The 18692-nt window shown below is 70.1% G+C and carries 18 protein-coding genes; 16 read left to right on the top strand and 2 right to left on the bottom strand.

From position 1 onward, the window contains the following. Together D7X55_RS17905 and D7X55_RS17900 are read left to right on the top strand one after the other, a co-directional pair. On the top strand, positions 1 to 565 hold a 565-nt coding region (locus D7X55_RS17905), incomplete at its 5' end, for an ActD-like protein (protein WP_121723704.1). Next, positions 562 to 2820, top strand: a complete 2259-nt coding sequence (locus tag D7X55_RS17900; protein ID WP_121723703.1) for a caspase family protein — start codon at positions 562 to 564, stop codon at positions 2818 to 2820. The genes D7X55_RS17905 and D7X55_RS17900, both read left to right, overlap by 4 nt. Before the next feature lie 47 nt (positions 2821 to 2867). Here D7X55_RS17900 and D7X55_RS17895 read toward each other — a convergent pair whose 3' ends face one another. After that, positions 2868 to 3374, bottom strand: a complete 507-nt coding sequence (locus D7X55_RS17895; RefSeq protein ID WP_121723702.1) for a DUF6748 domain-containing protein — start codon at positions 3372 to 3374, stop codon at positions 2868 to 2870. A 262-nt stretch (positions 3375 to 3636) separates the two neighbouring features. Between D7X55_RS17895 and dnaN the strand changes: the two genes are divergently transcribed. From dnaN to recF, 7 genes are all read left to right on the top strand, one after another. Next, positions 3637 to 4743 (top strand): DNA polymerase III subunit beta, encoded by a 1107-nt coding sequence (gene dnaN / locus D7X55_RS17890; protein WP_014400581.1) that lies wholly within the window; start codon positions 3637 to 3639, stop codon positions 4741 to 4743. A 114-nt stretch (positions 4744 to 4857) separates the two neighbouring features. Beyond that, positions 4858 to 6069 (top strand): hypothetical protein, encoded by a 1212-nt coding sequence (locus tag D7X55_RS17885; protein WP_233609909.1) that lies wholly within the window; start codon positions 4858 to 4860, stop codon positions 6067 to 6069. Between the two features lie 80 nt (positions 6070 to 6149). After that, positions 6150 to 6908, top strand: coding sequence for a hypothetical protein (locus D7X55_RS17880; RefSeq protein ID WP_120552032.1), 759 nt, complete (start codon positions 6150 to 6152; stop codon positions 6906 to 6908). Continuing rightward, complete coding sequence (locus D7X55_RS17875) at positions 6901 to 7971, top strand: site-2 protease family protein (RefSeq protein WP_121723701.1); 1071 nt, start codon at positions 6901 to 6903, stop codon at positions 7969 to 7971. The genes D7X55_RS17880 and D7X55_RS17875 overlap by 8 nt, the downstream gene beginning before the upstream one ends. Then, a complete protein-coding gene (locus tag D7X55_RS17870; protein WP_121723700.1) occupies positions 7968 to 8759 on the top strand; it encodes a hypothetical protein in 792 nt (263 codons plus the stop codon). The genes D7X55_RS17875 and D7X55_RS17870 overlap by 4 nt, the downstream gene beginning before the upstream one ends. Next, positions 8756 to 9667: a type VI immunity family protein gene (locus D7X55_RS17865; RefSeq protein ID WP_121723699.1), complete on the top strand. Its 912-nt coding sequence runs from the start codon at positions 8756 to 8758 to the stop codon at positions 9665 to 9667. Before D7X55_RS17870 ends, D7X55_RS17865 begins: the two co-directional genes overlap by 4 nt. A gap of 94 nt (positions 9668 to 9761) precedes the next feature. Continuing rightward, on the top strand, positions 9762 to 10895 hold the full coding sequence (recF, locus tag D7X55_RS17860; RefSeq protein WP_121723698.1) for a DNA replication/repair protein RecF: 1134 nt from the start codon (positions 9762 to 9764) through the stop codon (positions 10893 to 10895). Here the strand turns inward: recF and D7X55_RS17855 are convergent. Then, positions 10892 to 11275, bottom strand: a complete 384-nt coding sequence (locus tag D7X55_RS17855) for a hypothetical protein (RefSeq protein WP_121723697.1) — start codon at positions 11273 to 11275, stop codon at positions 10892 to 10894. The genes recF and D7X55_RS17855 overlap by 4 nt on opposite strands. A gap of 236 nt (positions 11276 to 11511) precedes the next feature. On the opposite strand from D7X55_RS17855, the gene D7X55_RS17850 reads away from it, so the two are divergent. The 7 genes from D7X55_RS17850 to D7X55_RS17820 all read left to right on the top strand — a co-directional run bounded on the left by D7X55_RS17850 (position 11512) and on the right by D7X55_RS17820 (position 18291). Then, positions 11512 to 12018: a hypothetical protein gene (locus tag D7X55_RS17850; RefSeq protein WP_120552026.1), complete on the top strand. Its 507-nt coding sequence runs from the start codon at positions 11512 to 11514 to the stop codon at positions 12016 to 12018. Then, a complete protein-coding gene (locus D7X55_RS17845; protein WP_120552025.1) occupies positions 12015 to 12809 on the top strand; it encodes an ABC transporter permease in 795 nt (264 codons plus the stop codon). The genes D7X55_RS17850 and D7X55_RS17845 overlap by 4 nt, the downstream gene beginning before the upstream one ends. A gap of 13 nt (positions 12810 to 12822) precedes the next feature. Beyond that, positions 12823 to 13653 (top strand): ABC transporter ATP-binding protein, encoded by an 831-nt coding sequence (locus D7X55_RS17840; RefSeq protein WP_120552024.1) that lies wholly within the window; start codon positions 12823 to 12825, stop codon positions 13651 to 13653. Further along, a complete protein-coding gene (locus tag D7X55_RS17835) occupies positions 13650 to 14816 on the top strand; it encodes an MlaD family protein (protein ID WP_120552023.1) in 1167 nt (388 codons plus the stop codon). The genes D7X55_RS17840 and D7X55_RS17835 overlap by 4 nt, the downstream gene beginning before the upstream one ends. A gap of 116 nt (positions 14817 to 14932) precedes the next feature. Continuing rightward, positions 14933 to 15838, top strand: coding sequence for a zinc metalloprotease (locus tag D7X55_RS17830; RefSeq protein WP_120552022.1), 906 nt, complete (start codon positions 14933 to 14935; stop codon positions 15836 to 15838). A 228-nt stretch (positions 15839 to 16066) separates the two neighbouring features. Continuing rightward, the gene (locus D7X55_RS17825) at positions 16067 to 16969 is read left to right on the top strand and encodes a zinc metalloprotease (protein WP_121723696.1); all 903 of its coding nucleotides are present in this window, start codon (positions 16067 to 16069) and stop codon (positions 16967 to 16969) included. Between the two features lie 158 nt (positions 16970 to 17127). Beyond that, positions 17128 to 18291 carry an alanine--glyoxylate aminotransferase family protein gene (locus D7X55_RS17820; RefSeq protein WP_121723695.1) on the top strand — a complete coding sequence of 388 codons (1164 nt, stop codon included), beginning with the start codon at positions 17128 to 17130 and terminating at the stop codon, positions 18289 to 18291. The last annotated feature ends 401 nt before the right edge of the window (positions 18292 to 18692 follow it).

Raw genomic sequence — 18692 nt, 5'->3', positions numbered from 1 at the left:
CTTCCTGCCCGCGCTGGTGCCGGTGCTCGCCGCCGCCGCCTTCGTCGTCCTCGCGCGGCCGGGAGCATCCCCGCAGGAAACGCGCGACCCCTGGGCCCAGACGGGCACCCCCGGCGTCCTGGAGCCCACCCGCAGCAAGGGCCTGCAGCCCCGGCTCGACGTCCACCGCCAGGCCGACACCCGCTCCGAGCGCCTCACCGACGGCGCCCCCGCCCACGCCGGTGACGTGGTCCAGCTGTCGTACACCGCCGCCGGCCACGCCCACGGCGTCATCCTCTCCGTGGACGGCCGGGGCGCCGTCACCCCGCACCTGCCCGCCCTGGGCGACACGTCCGCGCCCCTGGAACGCAGCGGCACGCACGTGCTGCCCCGCGCCTACGAGCTGGACGACGCCCCCGGCTTCGAGCGCTTCTTCCTCGTCACCTCGGACAGCCCCTTCGAGCTGGAGGGCGTGATGGCCGCCGCGCGCGTCCTGGCCACCTCCCCCGAGGCGCGCACCGCGCCGCTGACCCTGCCCTCGGGCTTGAACCAGACGTCCTTCCTGCTGGAGAAGCCCTCCCCATGAGAGCGCTCGTCATCCTCCTGTTCGCGCTGGGCGCGGCCACCCCCGTCCACGCCGCGGAGACCGCCGCCGTGCGCCGGCTGGCCCTGCTCGTGGGCGTCAACGACGGCGGCCCGGAGCGCGTGCGGCTGCGCTACGCGGAGACCGACGCGAAGGCCTTCTCCACGGTGCTGTCGGAGCTGGGCGGCGTGCTGCCCCAGGACCGCGTGCTCCTCACGGACGTGGACCGCGCGGGCGTGCTCGCCGGCTTCGACAAGGTGCGCCGCCTGGCGGAAGGCGTGCGCACGGCCGGGGCCCGGCGCGTGGAGGTGCTGCTGTACTACTCCGGCCACTCGGACGACGAGGGGCTGCTGCTCAAGGGCCAGCGCCTGGACTACGGCGAATTGCGCCGCTCGCTGGAGGGGCTGCCCGCGGACGTGCGGATCGCGGTGCTGGATTCGTGCGCGTCCGGCGCGTTCGCGCGCAAGAAGGGCGGCGTGTCGCGGCCCGCGTTCCTGGTGGACTCCGGCATCCAGGTGAAGGGCCACGCCATCCTCACCTCCTCCAGCGCGGACGAGGCGTCGCAGGAGTCGGACCGGCTGGGCGGCTCGTTCTTCACGCACCACCTGCTGTCCGGCCTGCGCGGCGCCGCGGACGTCACCCACGACGGCCGCGTCACCCTCACGGAGGCCTACCAGTTCGCCTTCCACGAAACGCTCTCGCGCACCGAGCGCACGCAGGGCGGCGCGCAGCACCCCAACTACGACATCGAGCTGGCGGGCACCGGCGACCTGGTGATGACCGACCTGCGCGCCACCACCGCGGGCCTGGTCCTCACGGAGCCGCTGGAGGGCCGCCTGTACGTGCGCGACGCGGTGGGCACGCTGGTGGTGGAGGTGCAGAAGCAGTCCGGCCGCGCCACCGAGCTGGGCCTGGCCCCCGGCGCCTACCGCGCCCGGCGCGAGTGGGATGGCGGCGTGTCCGAAGCGGCCTTCACCCTGAAGGAAGGCGCACGCACGCCGCTCGCCCCCGGTGACTTCCTGGGCGTGGGCCACGAGGCCACCGTGATGCGCGGCGGCGGCGTGGCAGTGTCTCCCCAGGGACGGCAGCAGCTGCCGGTGAACCTGAGCCTGGTGCCCTCCATGAGCACCAACACGCTGAGGGCGGGCCGCGCGGCGGTGGAGAACCGCTTCGCGCTGGGCGTGGTCAACGGCGGCATGGCACTGGGCGGCGGTCTGGCGCTGGGCCTGGCGGGCAACGTGTACGACGCGGAGGTGTCCGGCCTGGCCCTGGCGCTGGGCTTCAACACGTCCGGCGCGGACGTGGCTGGCGCGCAGCTGTCGCTGGTCACCAACGTGGCGGGCGGCGCGGTGCGGGGCGCCCAGGCGACGCTGGGGCTCAACGTGGCCAACGGGGACGTGGACGGCGTGGGGCAGCTGGCCCTGGGCGCGAACGTGGCGCGCGGCTCGCTGGGCGGCATGCAGGCGGCGCTGGGCGTCAACGTCACCACTGCGGACGCCACCGGAGTGCAGCTGTCACTGGGTGTCAATCACGCGAACGGCACCATGAAGGGCGTGCAGTTCACGCTGGGCCACAACTCCGTGGCGAAGGCCGCGTGGGGCATCCAGGGGGCGGTGCTGCTCAACCGCGCCCCGTCCCTCACCGGCATGCAGCTGGGGTTGATCAACCTGGGCGGCGACGTGTCCGGCATGCAGCTGGGGTTGATCAACATCGCGGACACGGTGCACGGCATGCAGCTGGGGCTCGTGAACGTCTCCGACGAGGTGCACGGCGCCCCGGTGGGCCTGGTCTCGTACGAGAAGAAGGGCCAGCTGCACCTGGAGGTGTTCGGCAGCGACGTGCAGCTCACCAACGTGGCGCTGAAGTTCGGCGGCAAGCACTTCTACACGACGCTGCTCGCGGGCCTTGGCCCGGACGACCGCATCCAGCGCTTCAGCCTGGGCCTGGGGCTGGGCGGGCACATCCCGCTGGGCTCGCGCTTCTGGGTGGACGTGGACGTCGCGGCCAGCCAGGTGCTGTCCACGCGGGACCCGTTCTCCAGCGCGTCCAACACCCTGCTGTCGCAGGCGCGCGCCATGCTGGGCTTCCAGGTGATGCCGAGGCTGGCCGTGTTCGCCGGGCCCACCTACAACGTGGCGTTCACCTGGGGCGAGCCGGAGTTCGCGAAGCTGACCACGCTGCCGGTGCGCTCGCACAACATCAACGCGGACACGCGCATGCAGCGCTGGCCGGGCTTCCAGGTGGGCGTGCGGCTCTGAGCTTCACCGGGACCGCCAGGCAGCGGCGGTCCCGGAAAGAGAGCGCCTCAGCCGACGACGCGGCTGGCGCGCAGGACGATGGCGTCGCCCGCCGGGCCGGCCTTGAGCCGCTTGTCCAGCGTGCCCTCCACCTTGAGGCCGGGGCCGCCCTTGGACGCGCGCTGCAGCAGCTCCCCCGTCTTCTCGGAGTCCCCGCCGGTGACGGCCGTCAGGTCGATCTCATGGAGGGTCTGGAGCTTCTTGTCCGGCGCGTCCGCCGCGAACAGGTCGTAGTGGTCGCAGGGCGGCGCGAAGCAGCGCTTCCCGTTGTCCTTGATGATGTAGACGGTGCTGGTGGTCATGGTGGCGTCTCCGGGTGAGGGGGTGGGGGCGGCCGTACCGGGCTCGTTGGCGGCGCCCGAGGGCGCTTCCACGTCGGTCCGCTTCAGGTCGGCGGGGGCCGCCGCGCCGGACACATCGCCGCCGGACGGCTGCGCGGTGGGGGAGGACGGCGTGCTGCACGCCACCGGACCGAGCACGAGCACGGCGGACAGGATCAGCGAGCGGGCGTTCATGGCGACTCCGGAAGGAGGACGGGTGCCCTCCTTCAACGCGGGAAGGGCACGGCCGGGTCCACTCTGCCCGGCCGCGCGCCCTCCTGCCAGGGCGACAGGGGCGATTTTCCTCCATGTCCTACATGGGCTCCCGGAGAGTCCGGAAGAGAGCGGAGCGGGGCTCGAAAGGCCAAGCAAGAGGGTGGAAGGGCCTATCCGTTCGTTGTACACCCGCGCCCCAAGAGATCGGCCTCCGGGGCCGTGACCTGTAAGGACGCCCACGATGGAATTCCGCATCGCCGCCGACGAGCTGAAGAAGGCCCTCTACCGCGCCCAGGGCATCGTGGAGCGCAAGACGACGATGCCCATCCTCGCCAACGTGCTGCTCACGGCGAACAAGGGCAGCATCACCGTCACGGCCTTCGACCTGGACATCGGCATCGTGTCCGAGCACCCCGCGGACGTGTCCAAGCCGGGCGCCGTCACGCTGAGCGCCAAGTACGTCTTCGACATCGTGCAGAACCTCCCGGACGCGGAGGTCACGCTCAAGAAGCTGGCGAACAACTACGTCGACATCTCCTCCGGCTCCGCGCACTTCAAGATCGTCGGCATGGCCGCCGAGGAGTACCCGAAGCTGCCCAAGGAGGAGAACGCTCCCCTGGTGCAGATCTCCGGCAACGTGCTGCTGGAGATGATCAAGAAGACCCAGTTCGCCATCTCCAGCGACGAGACGCGCTACATCCTCAACGGCGTCTTCTTCGAGCCGCAGCAGAGCGGCAAGGTCCGCATGGTGGCCACGGACGGCCACCGGCTGTCGCTCATCGAGCGAGAGATGTCCGGCGACTTCAAGCTCAAGAGCGGCGTCATCATTCCGCGCAAGGGCCTGATGGAGCTCAAGCGCCTGCTGGACGAGGCCCCGGACGCGGAGTGCCACCTGGGGTTCGCGGAGAACTCGGCGCTGTTCAAGAAGCCGGGCCTCACCATGGTGATGCGCCTCATCGACGGGCAGTTCCCCGAGTACCAGCGCGTCATCCCCAAGGAGGGCGAGAAGGTCGTCCTCGTGCCGAAGGTGCGCCTGCTGGAAGGCCTCAAGCGCATTGCCCTCCTGTCCGCGGACAAGAGCAACGCGATCCGCATCGGCCTGGAGAAGGGCAAGCTGCTCATCACGGCCAGCAACCCGGACCTGGGTGAGGCGCGCGACGCGCTGGACGTGGACTACCAGGGCAACGACATCACCATCGGCTTCAACGCCCGCTACCTCATGGACGTGCTGGGCGTGACGGAGACGGACGAGGTCAGCTTCGAGCTGGGCGACGAGCACAGCCCGGGCGTGCTGCACGGCCCCGGCGACCGCAGCTTCACCGCCGTGGTCATGCCCATGCGCGTCTGAGCCGGAGCGCAGTCGTCCAACTTCCTACGTCGGCGGGGCGCCAGCGTTCCACGTCCGACGCTCCGCGCCATGGGGAGGCCTGCGCCCGGCGCGGCGGCTCCCTATGATGGGGACGTGGCCACCCGTCCAGATGACCTGAGAGCGCGGCTGGAGGACCGAGCGGACCTCCTGGAGGCCACGCGCCTGCGCTACCGCGCGCTCAAGGGCGTGCTGGAGTCCTTCTTCTGGAAGGACCGGATCCGCAACCACTTCGAGCTCCTGCGTGAGGTGGCCACCGCCCAGCCGGAGGTGGACGTGACGCTGGCCGCGCTGCGACGCCGCGTGGAGGCGGAAGCCTGGCCGAGCGACGCCGCGCCCGTCCGCTTGATGCACGAGGTGGAGCGCCTGCGCGACGCGGTGGAGCGCGCGGCGGAGCGGCGGCTGTCCTCGTCGTCGTCGGACGAAGACGTGGAGGCCGTGCCCGCGACGCTGGGTGCGCGCCTGTTGCGCCTGGAGACGGAGGTGCTGGACGCGGCGCCGTTCCTGGGGGGCCGCGTCTGGGCCCAGGCCGTGGAGCTGTTGCCGCGCAACCTGCCGGAGCTGCGCGCCGCGTGCGCCGCGGGCGAGGTCTTCGAGCGTGTGTTCAAGCGCCCGGTGACGGAAGGGGCGCCGGCCTTCAGCGACGACGAGGCGCGCGAGCTGGCCCGGGCGCTGCCCCTGGGCGCCGCCGCGCTGGTGGCGATGTGGGAGCGGCTGGAGCGCTACGACAGCCGGGGGCGGGTGAAGGACTTCCTCCAGCGGCGCATGCGCCGGGCGCCGACGCGGGTGGCGCGCAGCGGGCCGGAGCTGCTGCTCCACGCGGCCTTCTGGCACGACGTGGCGCGGGTGCGCGTGCGCGCGGTGCTGGAGGCGGAGCTGGCGCCGGTGGTGCCGCGCGAAGCGGAGCTGCCCGCGCTGTTGTCCTGGCGGGCGGCGCTGTCGGAGGACCCGGCGCTGCGGCTGTCCGGGCGGAGCGTCTTCACGGAAGGGCGCGCGGGGCTGGTGGAGACGGCGGCGGCGCTGGCGGCCCTGTCTCGCGAGCGGCCCCGGGGCGCGTGGAACGAAGAGGTGGCGTGGGCCCGGCTGGAGCAGGCCGCGCAGCGGGCGCGCGCGGAGGAGGGGCCGGAGGCGGAGGCCCTGCGGGACGCGCTGCGCCTCTTCGTGATGCTGCGGGGCCAGGCGCGCACGCCCGCGCGGCTGTTCTCACCCGAGCACGCGAAGCCCGCGGGAGGCGACGTGGCGCGAAACGGGGACCTGGTGGCGCTGGTGCAGGCGGCGCGTCACGCGGCGCTGCGGCAGGACGGCTGAAGACAGACACCGGTTTGGGGGCTGCGGGTGGCCTCTGTTAGGTTGGAGGCGCGGTTTCCTTTCGCGTCTCAATCCCGTCCATGACCCAGCCTGTTCCTCCGCCAGCCTCCGATGAGGCATCGCTGCAGTTCGACCGTGCCGAGTTCACCGAGGCGCCCCCGGCGACGAAGTGCACCGTCTGCCAGTGCGCCATCCAGAGCGTCTATTACGAGGTGAACCAGCGCCTGCTGTGCCCCGCGTGCCGCGAGGAGGTGGAGGAGGCGATGAAGGGCGGCTCGAAGTCGAAGCGGGCCCTGACTGCGTCGATGTATGGCTTTGGCGCGGGCATCGCGGGGGCCATTGTCTACTGGGTGGTGAGCCTGACGGGCTACAACATCGGCCTCATCGCCATCCTCGTGGGGTGGATGGTGGGGACGGCGGTGTTCAAGGGCTCGGAGTCGCGCGGTGGGCGGGGCTACCAGGCGCTCGCGGTGCTGCTGACGTACCTGGCGGTGGGCGCGTCGCTGTCGCCGGATCTGTACAAGGCGATGAAGGAGCGGTCGGACTTCCAGACCTTCCACGCGGCGTCGCACTCGCTGGATTCCGAGCCGGTGGAGCCGCCGGATGAGGTGGCCCAGGCCGTCGCCGCGGTGGCGACGACCGTGGTGCTGACCCCGGCGCTGCCGGTGCTCGTGGGCATCGAGCAGCCGATGTCGGGGCTCATCTACGGCTTCGCGCTCTTCGAGGCATGGCGCCGCACGAAGCGGGCGGAGCTGAACATCGCGGGGCCGTTCAAGCTGGCGGAGGCGCCGGCCGAGGGTGAGGCCGCGCCGGCGGAGCAGGAGCGGTCCGTTGGCTGAGGCGCTCGCGGTAGCGCTCCTCACGCAGCGGTGTGAGGGGTGTGGTTCGGAGCTGGCGCCCCGGCTGCTCACGTGTCCGTCGTGCCGGAGGCTGGTGCACGCGAAGCGGCTGACGCAGCTGGCGGCGGACGCGCAGGCGGCGTCGGGGCGGGGCGCGACGATGGAGGCGCTGGCGCTGTGGCGCGAGGCGCTGGAGTTGTTGCCGCCGGACACGGCGCAGCACGCGCAGGTGACGGCGAAGGTGACGGCGCTGAGTCAGCAGGCGGACGCGCAGGGATTGGCGGTGCCGCTGGCGGAGGCGGAGCGCAAGCGTTCGGGGATGCCGAAGGTGCTGGCCAGCATGGGCGCGGTGGGCCTGATGCTGTGGAAGTTCAAGTTCGTGCTGGCGCTGCTGTTGGGCAAGGGGAAGCTGCTGCTGCTCGGGCTCACGAACGCGAGCACGCTGTTCTCCATGCTGTTCGCGGCGAGCGTGTACTGGACGCTGTGGGGCTGGAGCTTCGCGCTGGGGCTGGTGGCCTGCATCTACGTGCATGAGATGGGGCACGTGGCGTCGCTGCGGCGGCTGGGCATGAAGGCGGACGCGCCCATGTTCATCCCGGGCCTGGGTGCGTTCGTGCGGCTGAAGCAGGTGCCGGTGGATGAGCGCGAGGACGCGCGCGTGGGATTGGCGGGGCCCATCTGGGGCAGCGCGGCGGCGCTGGTGGCGCTGGCGGCGGCGGTGCTGACGGGATGGAAGGCCTTGGGCGCCATCGCGCACGCGGCGGCCTGGCTGAACCTGTTCAACCTGGTGCCGGTGTGGCAGCTGGACGGCTCCCGAGGCTTCCGGGCCCTGGCGCGCGACCAGCGGTGGATGGCGGTGGCGGTGCTGGGCGCGACGTGGTTCGCCACGGGAGAGAACCTGTTGCTGCTCATCGCCGCGGTGGCGGTGTTCCGGGCCCTGCTCACGCCCGCATCGGAGAAGGGCGACCGCCGCACGCTCGTGGAGTACTGCGCGCTGGTGGTGGGCCTGGGAGCCCTGGGCTGGGCCGCGCAGCACTGGACGGGAGCGACGGCGGCGCTGTGACGAACACGAAGCTGTGCGCGGTCTTCGCGCTGCTCACGGCCTGCGCTGGCGGAAGCTCGCGCCGCTCCGCGCATGGTGACCTGCGCTTCGTCGACACGGAGACCGCCGCGAGGCTGCGCCATGTGGTCGTGGTGGCAGAGCAGGGTGCCTCTGCCACCTCGGCTTCCAATCTGGTCCAGGCAGCCCCGGTCATCCTCGGCTTGATGCAGCGGGACCACAGCGCGGATGAGCTGGAGAAACGACTCGCGGAATGCGCCGTCCAGGCCGAGCGTCAGGGCAATGCGCGCTTCTTCCAGAATCGTCCTCCGACGCGGCAGGAGTGCCGCGAGGTGGTGGGGCGCGACCGCTGCGGCAGTCCCATCACCCGGGCCATGCAGTTGGGGAAGCAGAAGCACGTCCTGGTCCTGCAGTGCGCGGAGGAGGTGCTCAAGGATCTCTGGGCCGCGCCCTACAGCATCGAGCAGCGCTACCGCTACTATCCGAATGCCCGGTTCGTGGAGACGATCAGCCGGGAGAAGGAGGCGCGGATGCTCGCCGACGGTTGCACCGATGAACTCCGGGGCACCATCAAGCCGGACCTCGTGCTCTATGCGGACCGCAGCCTGGGCAAGGCCGCGCTCACCCTGGACTTCAAGTTCCCTTGCCCTGAGGACAACGAGCCTCGGTGGACCAAGTATGGAGGGAGCAGCCCCTACGATGGAAAGACGCAGAAAATGATCTACGAGGATGCGCTTGGTGGGAGAGCCCTGCTCGTTTCTCCTCGCGATGGAGTATTGCCCCCGCCATGAGCGAGAACTTCCCCACCCTTCGTCTTCACGCCAGGAGGGGCGATGTCGTGGCCCGCGACGGGGTCGTGGTCTCGTTCTTCATCCCCTACGACCACAGCATCGTGGCCCAGGCGTGCTGGCGGGCCTTGCAGACCTATCTTCGAGCTACGCCGCCCCAGTCGCTGAACTGGTACGGCGCGGATGATGGCGACGTCCTTGAGCTGGATGAGGACGGATGGGAGGTCATTCGCAAGCGGATGGTGGATCGACCCTCCCGCTTGGCCTGGCACGTCGAGTTGTCCGACCTGCCTGGAGGAACCGGAGGATACCAGTTCGAATACCACAGCAACCGGATCGAACGACCTCTCTGCGTTGGGTCCAACACCGCGATGTCCTTCACCTTCCCGACTGAGTACCTCCTGGAGCATGGGCCCCAGCGGATGCGTGATCTGGTGTTGGAGTTGGCTCGGGAGCTGCCCTTCCATTTCGGATACGCGAGCTTCGGCCTTGCCTCTCGTGAAGGCTCCTGGACCGCAGGCGACTGGAAGGTCCTGGAGAAGTACTCCGTGCGCTATCTGGGGGTGGATCTGCCAGCTGTCGCCGGCCTCGGCTCGGTCATCGGGCTCCACTCCCTGGGCGCGCACTGGCTCACGTTCCTGGGCTCACCACTCCTGGAGCGGATGGGCGGCACCGAAGCGCTGAGACAGGCACTGCCGTTCCCGGAGGTCTCCCTCCTCCCCATGGAACAGGAGCGCCTGCTGGTGACCCTGAGCGAATGGCCCACGGCCATCGACATCGAACAGGAACCCATCCCGCCCCAGTACCGCGCCCTGGCCTGCTTCCTGAAGCCCTTCATGTACGCGCCCGAGGATGCCGACGACGGCATCGCGAACTACCTGGACCGCTGGCGGCGACGGCTCTGTCCGTGACGCTCCCGCGCCCTCCAGGCGAGGGAGCACCCCACATCATGGCCCTGTCAGGGGACGCATGTAGTACGAAGCACTCCCCTTTCACGGTGACGCTGTGCGCCTCCTCTCGCTCCAGGTCCAGGACTTCCGCAACCTCCCGGCGGTGCAGCTCGCACCCAGCACCCACGCGACCATCGCCGTGGGCCAGAACGGGCAGGGGAAGACCAACCTCCTGGAGGCGCTCTACTTCCTCGCCACCCTCAAGCCCCTTCGCGCCGGCCGCCTCTCGGAGCTCGTCCGCTGGGGCTCCCAGGCCGCTCGCGTCTCCGGCCGCTTCCTCCTCAAGGGCGCCGAGCGCGAAATCTCCGTCGAGGTCGGCGGTGGCACCCGCCAGGCCCTCGTGGACGGCAAGAAGGCCGCCAGCCTCGAGGACTACTTCGGCGGCGTCTCCGTCGTCGCCTTCACCCCGGATGACCTGGAGGTCATCAAGGGCGGCCCCGACGCACGCCGCGCCTTCCTCGACCGCGCCGTCTTCAACCGCTTCCCCGCCTTCCTCAAGGAAAGCCGCGAGTACGCCCGCGCCCTCAAGAACCGCAACCGCCTGCTGCGCGAAGGCGCCACCGTCGACGCCGCGTACCTCGACGCGTACGACGAAACGCTCGCCCGCGCGGGCGCTCGCCTCTACGCCCGCCGCCGCGCGCTGATAGCCGAGCTCGCTCCCCGCGCCCAGGCCACCTTCGCCTCCATCGGCCGCACCGCCGACCCCGCTGTCTACGGCTACCACCCCGCCCACCTGGGCGCGGACTTCGCCCACGCCGACGAGGCCGCGCTCGCCACCGCCCTGCGCGAGGCCCTCTCCGCGCGCCTGCGCCGCGACCTGGACCGGGGCTTCACCTCCGTGGGCCCGCACGTGGACGACGTGTCCGTCACGCTGGGCGGCCGCAGCGCGCGCGCCTACGCGAGCCAGGGACAGCAGCGCGCCCTGGTGCTGGGCTGGAAGATCGCCGAAATCGAAAACCTGGAGGCCGCCATGGGCTTCCTCCCCCTGCTGCTGCTGGATGACGTCTCCAGCGAGCTGGACCCCGAGCGCAATGCCTATCTCATGGGCTACCTGGCCCGGAGCGGCGCGCAGGTCTTCCTCACCACCACCGACGCGGGGCTCGTGAGAGCCGCCGCCGCCAGTGACACGCTCTGGCTCACCGTCCACTCGGGACAGGTGGCCCTGGAAGAAGCGCCGTCACAACCCTAGTGCGCCCGCCGCCGGTGCCAGGGCCAGTGCACCGTCCGGCGGTGCGTGTGGTGGGGCAACTCCTGCCGCGTCACGTGCCCGAAGTACTCGAAGCGGAACTCCGCCCAGAGCAGCCCGAACGCCACCGCGAACAGGAACACCGCCAGGGTCAGCCACCACACGGTGCCCACGGCCAGCGCGGCGATGAACAACACCCCCAGCACCGCGGCGATCCCCAGCGACAGGTCCCGCAGGCGCTTCGACTCGCTGAACGCCATGCCCATGGCCAGCATGGAGATGGCCAAGAGCGGCCACGCCAGCCAGTACGCCGTGCGCGCGTACAGCGAGGCAATCGACAGCATGAACAACCCGAAACCGAATATCGCCAGTCCGCCGTCCATCGAATCCTCCTCGGGAGAATCCCCGGCTCCCGGCTGAACATGGGCCCTGGGCAAGCCCGGGGGCACCCCGCCTCCCCCTGCCGTCCGGGGCCCTTCCGGGGCGCCGGGCCCTCGCAGGGCGCGCGTCCGTGAGTCGACGTTCGCTCCGACGAAGTCCTTGCGGACCTGACGGGCGTGCACCATGACCATGCCCGCCGTCCCCACCCGGGTCCCTCCGGGACGAACGAAATGGTGCCATGCCGCGCTTGCTGCTGACGTTCGTGCTGTCCGCCCTCCTCGCGGGGTGCCACCGCGCGACGTTCGAGGACTCGGTGCTCCAGAAGTCCGACGTGAAGTACCGCGTCGGTCCGCTCTCCAACGACGTCTGGGAGCGCCGCGGCTTCGCCGACAACGACCTGGCCTTCGTGGAGCGCGGCGACACCGGCCGCGTCATCGCCACCAACGCCACCTGCAAGGACCACGACGACCCGTCCCTCCAGGTCCTCACCAAGCACCTGCTCATGGGCTTCACCGAGCGCCAGGACCTGGGCCAGCGCACCTTCACCCTGGATGGCCGCGAGGCCCTGAGAAGCCGCTACGTCGCGAAGCTCGACGGCGTGCCCATCTCCCTGGAGCTGGTGGTGGTGAAGAAGGACAACTGCGTCTTCGACTTCAGCTACGTCGCCCCCGTGGGCACCGCCGAGCAGCGCATGGCGGACTTCGAAGGCCTCTTCCAGGGCTTCCACGCGGAGCGCCAGCGATGATGCCCGAGGCGAAGCTCTTCGCCGGCGGCCCCAGCATCAAGGATCGCCTGAAGGAGCGCATGGAGTCCCTGGGCGCCCTGTCCGTGATGACGGGCCAGGTGTTCAGCCGCGCCGTACGCCCGCCCTACGACTGGGCCGGCCTCATCTTCCACACGGAGTCGCTGGGCGTGCGCTCGCTGCCCATCGCGCTGCTCACCGCGACGTTCGCGGGGCTCGTCATCTCCCTGCAGTTCGGCTACTTCCTCGCCCGCTTTGGCGTGCAGTACACCGTGGGCCGCGTGGTCATCCTCACGCTGTTCCGCGAGCTGGCCCCCGTGCTCACCGCCCTCACCGTGGGGGCGCGCATCGGCTCCGGCATCGCCGCGGAGCTGGGCTCCATGACCGTGACGGAGCAGGTGGACGCCATCCGCGCGCTGGGCGCGGACCCGTTGCGCAAGCTGGTGGTGCCGCGCGTGTTCGCGTGCCTCATCGTGCTGCCGGTGCTCACCGTGTTCTCGGACGTGGTGGGCCTGGTGGCGGGCGCGCTGGTGGTGAAGTCCCAGTACGGCATCTCGCTGGATCAGTTCTCCCAGGGCGCGCTGGACGCCGTCCTGATGGGCGACTTCGTCTCCGGCGTTATCAAGGGCGCCGTGTTCGGGCTCATCATCGGCCTGGTGGGCTGCTTCAAGGGGCTGGCGGTGGAGGGCGGCACGGAGGGCGTGGGCCGCGCCACCACGCAGACGGTGGCCATCACCTCCGTCACCGTGTGCCTGGCGGACTTCTTCATCACGAAAATCACGCTCTACTTCTGAAGCCGCCCGCACCATGCGCAAGGCCCGCCGCCACCACCAAGACCCCGCCGTCCCGTTCAGCTTCCGCAAGCCCACGCCGGGCGAGGAGCTCATCCGCTTCGACGGGCTCGTCAAACAGTTCGGCCCCAAGCGCATCTACGACGGCGTGGACCTGGACGTGCGCGCCGGCGAGACGCTGGTGGTGCTGGGCGGCTCCGGCGTGGGCAAGAGCGTGCTGCTCAAGTGCCTCATCGGCCTCTTGCACCCGGACGGCGGCAGCATCCTCTTCGAAGGCTACGACCTGGCGAAGTTCTCCGAGGCGCAGTTCGTGGAGGTCAGGAAGCACGTGGCCATGGTGTTCCAGGGCGCGGCGCTGTTCGACTCGCTCAGCGTGGCGGACAACGTGGCGTACCCCTTGAGGGAACACTTCCCCACCATGTCCCGCGCGGAGATCCAGAAGCGCGTGGCGGAGAAGCTGGAGCTGGTGGACCTGCCCAACACGGAGAAGCTGATGCCGTCGGATTTGTCCGGCGGCATGCGCAAGCGCGTGGGCCTGGCGCGCGCCATCGCCACGGACCCGGAGGTCATCCTCTGGGATGAACCGACCACGGGCCTGGACCCCGTCACCACGCAGACCATCAACGAATTGATTGATTCGATGAAGCAGCGCCTGGGCGCGACCTCCATTGTCGTCACGCACGACATGGTGAGCGCCTTCGTGCTGGCGGACCGGATGGCCATGCTGGCCAACCGGAAGATCGTCCAGGTGGGCACCCCGGAGGAGATGCGCCGCTCCCAGGTGCCGGAGGTGCGCGCCTTCATCGACGCGCGCCGCCTGGAGCTGAACCCCCGGGGAACACCATGAGTCTCTTCACCTCGACCTCGAAGGAAAAGCGCCTGGCCGTGAGGGCGGGCCTCTTCGTCGCCGTCGGCCTCACCGTGGCCGGCGTCGTCGTCTTCTTCATCGGCCGTGAGTCCAATCTCTTTCAACGCCAGGCCATCTTCTATTCCTACTTCAGCAGCGTGGACGGTTTGAGCGACCAGTCCCCCGTGTGGATTGGCGGCCTGAAGGTGGGCCGCGTGAACAGCGTGTCCTTCTCCGAGGACCTGAACGACAGCCGCCTGCGGGTGGAGTTCCAGGTGGCCAGCGCCTACGCCAACCGCATCCGCAAGGACTCCGTGGCGAAGCTCACCAGCATGGGCGTGCTGGGCGACAAGGCGGTGGACATCTCCCTGGGCAGCGCGAACCAGCCGCCCATCGAGCCCGGCGGCGTCGTGCAGTCCAGCAGCGGTGGTGATTTGTCCAAGCTGATGAGCAGCGCCAGCCGCGTGATGGAGAACTCCGTCGAAATCAGCGAGTCCCTCAAGGACGCCGTGAAGGTCTACGCGAACCCGGAGCTGTCCCGGGACCTGGCCAGGAGCGTCGCCTCGCTGCGCTCCATCATGGAGGAGGTGGAGAAGGGCAACGGCGCCCTGCACGCGCTCATCTACGACCCGCGCACGGGCCAGGAGGTGAACACGCTGCTCACCAACGCGTCCGGCGCCGCGAAGCGCATGGACGGCGCCCTGGGCCACGTGGAGGCCATCCTGGGCGAGGTGCGCCGCGGTGACGGCACCGCGCACGCGCTCATCTACGGCCAGGACGGCGCGGTGGCCATGCGCGAACTGGGAGAGGCCGCCGGCCAGCTGGCGGGCCTGCTGGAGGACGCGAAGAAGAGCCCCAACGGCGCCGTGCACCAGCTCATCTACGGCGACGCGAAGGGCATGTTCGCGGACCTGGGCAGCGCCGCCGCGGACATCAAGACCATCACCGCCACCGTGGCCAAGGGCGACGGCACCCTGGGCGCGCTCGTCAACGACCCCACCGTCTACGACGACCTGCGCGAGGTGCTGGGCAACGTGAAGCGCAACCGCATCCTGCGCGCGCTGGTGCGCTTCTCCGTGAGCAACCGCGAGTCCCTGGAACAGGTGGGAGCCCCCCAGACGGCGCCCACCCCGCTCACGCCCGCACCGGACGCGGGGCAGTGAGTCATCCTTTGACGCCATAGGGTTTTACAATTTTTCCAGGACTGTCAGTGTATTGACTCGCTTGTCATTAAAATCGTATTCCCGCTCCCCCCTACTTTTCGAGGAGTTGGGAAACCATGCTTCGTCACGTCGCGCAGCGCAGTGGCCGTATCGCGGTGGTCGTTGGCACCCTGCTGTCCCTGGCGGGTTGCAGCAGCAACGCCCCCACCGCCGAGGAGCAGACCCCGGCTCCGGCCGAGGAGACCACCAACGCCCAGGCCATCCCGCACCGTGGCTGCGCGACGGTGGAGCCGTCCGCTGACGAGAAGCTGGAGATTGAAGCCGCGATCGCGGCCCGTGGCGTGTCCGCCAAGCGCGCGGTGGGCTCCGTGAACGTGCCCGTGTACTTCCACGTCATCCGCCAGGGCACGGGCATCTCCAACGGCGACATCCCGGACTCGCAGATCACCAGCCAGATGAACGTGCTGAACGCGGCGTACGCGAACACGCCGTTCAAGTTCACGCTGGCCGGCACGGACCGCACCACCAACAGCACCTGGTTCAACCTGACCCAGGGCAGCAGCGCCGAGCGCTCCATGAAGTCCACCCTGCGCAAGGGCGGCAAGGAGTCGCTGAACATCTACACGGCGAAGCTGGGCGGCGGTCTGCTCGGCTGGGCGACCTTCCCCTCCAGCTACACCAGCAGCCCGTCCATGGACGGCGTGGTCATCCTCTTCAGCAGCGTCCCCGGCGGCACGTCCTCCCCCTACAACCTGGGCGACACGGGTACGCACGAGGTGGGGCACTGGGTGGGCCTGTACCACACGTTCCAGGGCGGCTGCGCCAGCCCGGGTGACTCCGTCAGCGACACGCCGCCGGAGGCCTCGCCCGCGTACGGCTGCCCCGCCGGCCGCGACACCTGCTCCGGTGGCGGCGCGGACCCCATCTACAACTTCATGGATTACACCGACGACAGCTGCATGAACACCTTCACCGCCGGTCAGAGCGCCCGCGCGGACAGCCTGACCGCCACGTACCGCTAGAAAAATCCCGCAGCACCGTGGCCGCTTTCCGGATGCCGGGGTCCCCGATCAGGGGGCTCCGGCATTTTCCATTTCCAGGGTGATTCACGGACAGGCCGTCTCCCGGTCCTGTGACGCTTGGTTTGTCTTTAGTGTTTTGCCGTGAGTTCAATTTTATCGCGTGATTTGACATGCGCTGTTTCATCCGCGTATCACTGTTTCACCCCTTTCCTGAGGAGTTGGGAACTGATGCTTCGTCACATCGCGCAGCGCAGCGGCCGTATCGCGGTTGTCTTTGGCACCCTGCTGTCCCTGGCCGGCTGCAGCAGCAGCACCTCGACGGCCGAGGAGCAGACCCCGGCTCCCACCGAAGAGACCAGCGCCCAGGCCGTCCCGCACCGTGGCTGTGCGACGGTGGAGCTGACCGCCGATGAGAAGCTCGAGGTCGACGCGGCGATCGCGGCCCGTGGCGTGTCCGCCAAGCGCGCGGTGGGCTCCGTGAACGTGCCCGTGTACTTCCACGTCATCCGCGCCGGGACGGGCATCGCCAACGGCGACATCCCGGACTCGCAGATCACCGCGCAGATGAACGTGCTGAACGCGGCGTACTCCAACACCCCGTTCAAGTTCACGCTGGCCGGCACGGACCGCACCACCAACAGCCAGTGGTACAACCTGCGCAGCGGCTCCGCGGCGGAGAAGAAGATGAAGGCCGCGCTGCGCAAGGGCAACGCCGGTGCGCTGAACATCTACACGGCGAACCTGGGCGGCGGCCTGCTGGGCTGGGCGACCTTCCCCTCCAGCTACTCCAGCCAGCCCTCCATGGACGGCGTGGTCATCCTCTACAGCAGCGTCCCCGGCGGCAGCGCGGCCCCGTACAACGAGGGCGACACGGGCACGCACGAGGTCGGCCACTGGCTGGGCCTGTACCACACGTTCCAGGGCGGTTGTAACAACCCGGGCGACTCCGTCAGCGACACGCCGCCGGAGGCCTCGCCCGCGTACGGCTGCCCTGCCAACCGCGACACCTGCGCGGGCGGCGGCGTGGATCCCATCTACAACTTCATGGACTACACCGACGACAACTGCATGAACACGTTCACCGCCGGCCAGGTGGCCCGCGCGGACAGCGTGACCGCGACGTACCGCTAGTCCACGGCTTCGCTTCCTGAAGTTCCAGACGCCGGAGTCCCACTGCACGGGGCTCCGGCGTCTTCTTTTTCCGGCGTGGACAAGCCGGGCACGCGCTGGCCACAGTGGGGGACCGCCCTCCGGCCGTCCGGAGGGGACCTTCGAGGAGGAGTGGCGCCGTGAGAGACCTGTTGATGATTCCCGGGCCGGTGGACGTGGACGCGGAGGTGTTGCAGGCGATGTCCGGACCGGTGCCCGGGCACCTGGACGCGGGCTTCATCGCCACCTTCGGCCGGGCCCTCAAGCGGCTGCGCGAGGTGTCGCTCGCTCCGGGGGCCCAGCCCTTCGTCGTCTCCGGCAGCGGCACGCTGGCCATGGAGCTCGCCGTGGCCAACCTCATCGAGCCCGGCGACCGCGCGCTGGTGGTGAACACCGGCTACTTCAGCGACCGCATGGCCCACATCCTGGAGCGCCACGGCGCGAAGGTGACGCACGTGCGCGCGGGCACCGTGGGCAGCGCCCCGGACGTGGCCCAGGTGGAGGCGGAGCTGCGCGGCGGCGGCTTCAAGCTGATGACCGTCACCCACGTGGACACCTCCACCGCGGTGCTCGCGCCCGTGGAGCCGCTGGTGAAGGCCGCGCGCCAGGCCGGCGTCCTGGCCGTGGTGGACGGCGTGTGCGCCACCGCTGGCGAAGCCTTCCACCAGGACGCGTGGGGCGCGGACGTGTACCTCACCGCCAGCCAGAAGGCGGTGGGCGTGCCGCCGGGCCTGGCGCTCCTCACGGTGAGCCCCCGCGCGCTCGCGGCATGGAAGGCGCGCAGGGCGCCCGTGGCCAGCGTGTACGCGGACTGGGCGGAGTGGCTGCCCATCATGGAGGCCTACGAAGCCGGCAAGCCCGCCTACTTCGCCACCCCGCCCACGTCCCTGGTGTGCGCGCTGGACGTCAGCCTGGGACAGATCCTGGCGGAGGGCATGGAGGCCCGCTTCGAGCGCCACCGCCGCATGGCCCGCGCCTTCCGCGCCGCCTGGAGCGCGCTGGGCCTCAAGGGGGTCCCCACCTCGGAGGCCGTGGCCGCCAACACCCTGAGCGCCGTGTACTACCCGGACGGCGTGGACGCGACGCTGGTGGGCCGCGTGAAGGCGCAGGGGGTGGCCATCGCCGGAGGCCTCCACCCTGAAATCAAGACGCGCTACTTCCGCGTGGGCCACATGAACCGCGTCAGCGCCGGGGACGTGCTCGTCACCGTGGGCGCCATCGAGCGCGCCCTCCACGCCGCCGGCCACCGCGCCGCTGGCTCCGGCGCCGCCGTCGCCGCCGCCCAGGCCGCCCTCTCCGGATAAAGGCCCTGAAAATGGGGGCCTGACCCCTCAACCGTCTCTCAGGCCACAAGAAAAGCCCTCCGCACCCCCATTAGATTTGTGTACTCTGGTGGATAATGGCAGGTACTTCCTGGGTTCCGGGGATTTCTTGTCGTTTTGACGGAATTGTGTGATTGGGCTGCACGGTGTGGGCGGGGCGTGGGCCCTGGCACCTGTGAGGGGGAAGGGCTGCGCTGGAGGAGGAGACCCGGTGGAGCGGGGGACCGACTCCAGCGCTTGAAGTGAGAGGTCGTATGGATCGCGGACCGGTGGAAGGTTCGTTGAAGGTGGCGGCGGGCAGGGCGGATGAGTGCGCGGCGTGGCAGTTGACGGAGCGGTGCCTGGCCGCGGCCCCGGAGGACGGGGCGCGGGGGATGTTCTTC

The sequence above is a fragment of the Corallococcus sp. AB049A genome (assembly GCF_003668885.1).
Lineage (GTDB): Bacteria > Myxococcota > Myxococcia > Myxococcales > Myxococcaceae > Corallococcus > Corallococcus interemptor.
Note: the sequence above shows the minus strand (reverse complement) of the source record. Positions and strands in the feature narration are given on the sequence as shown.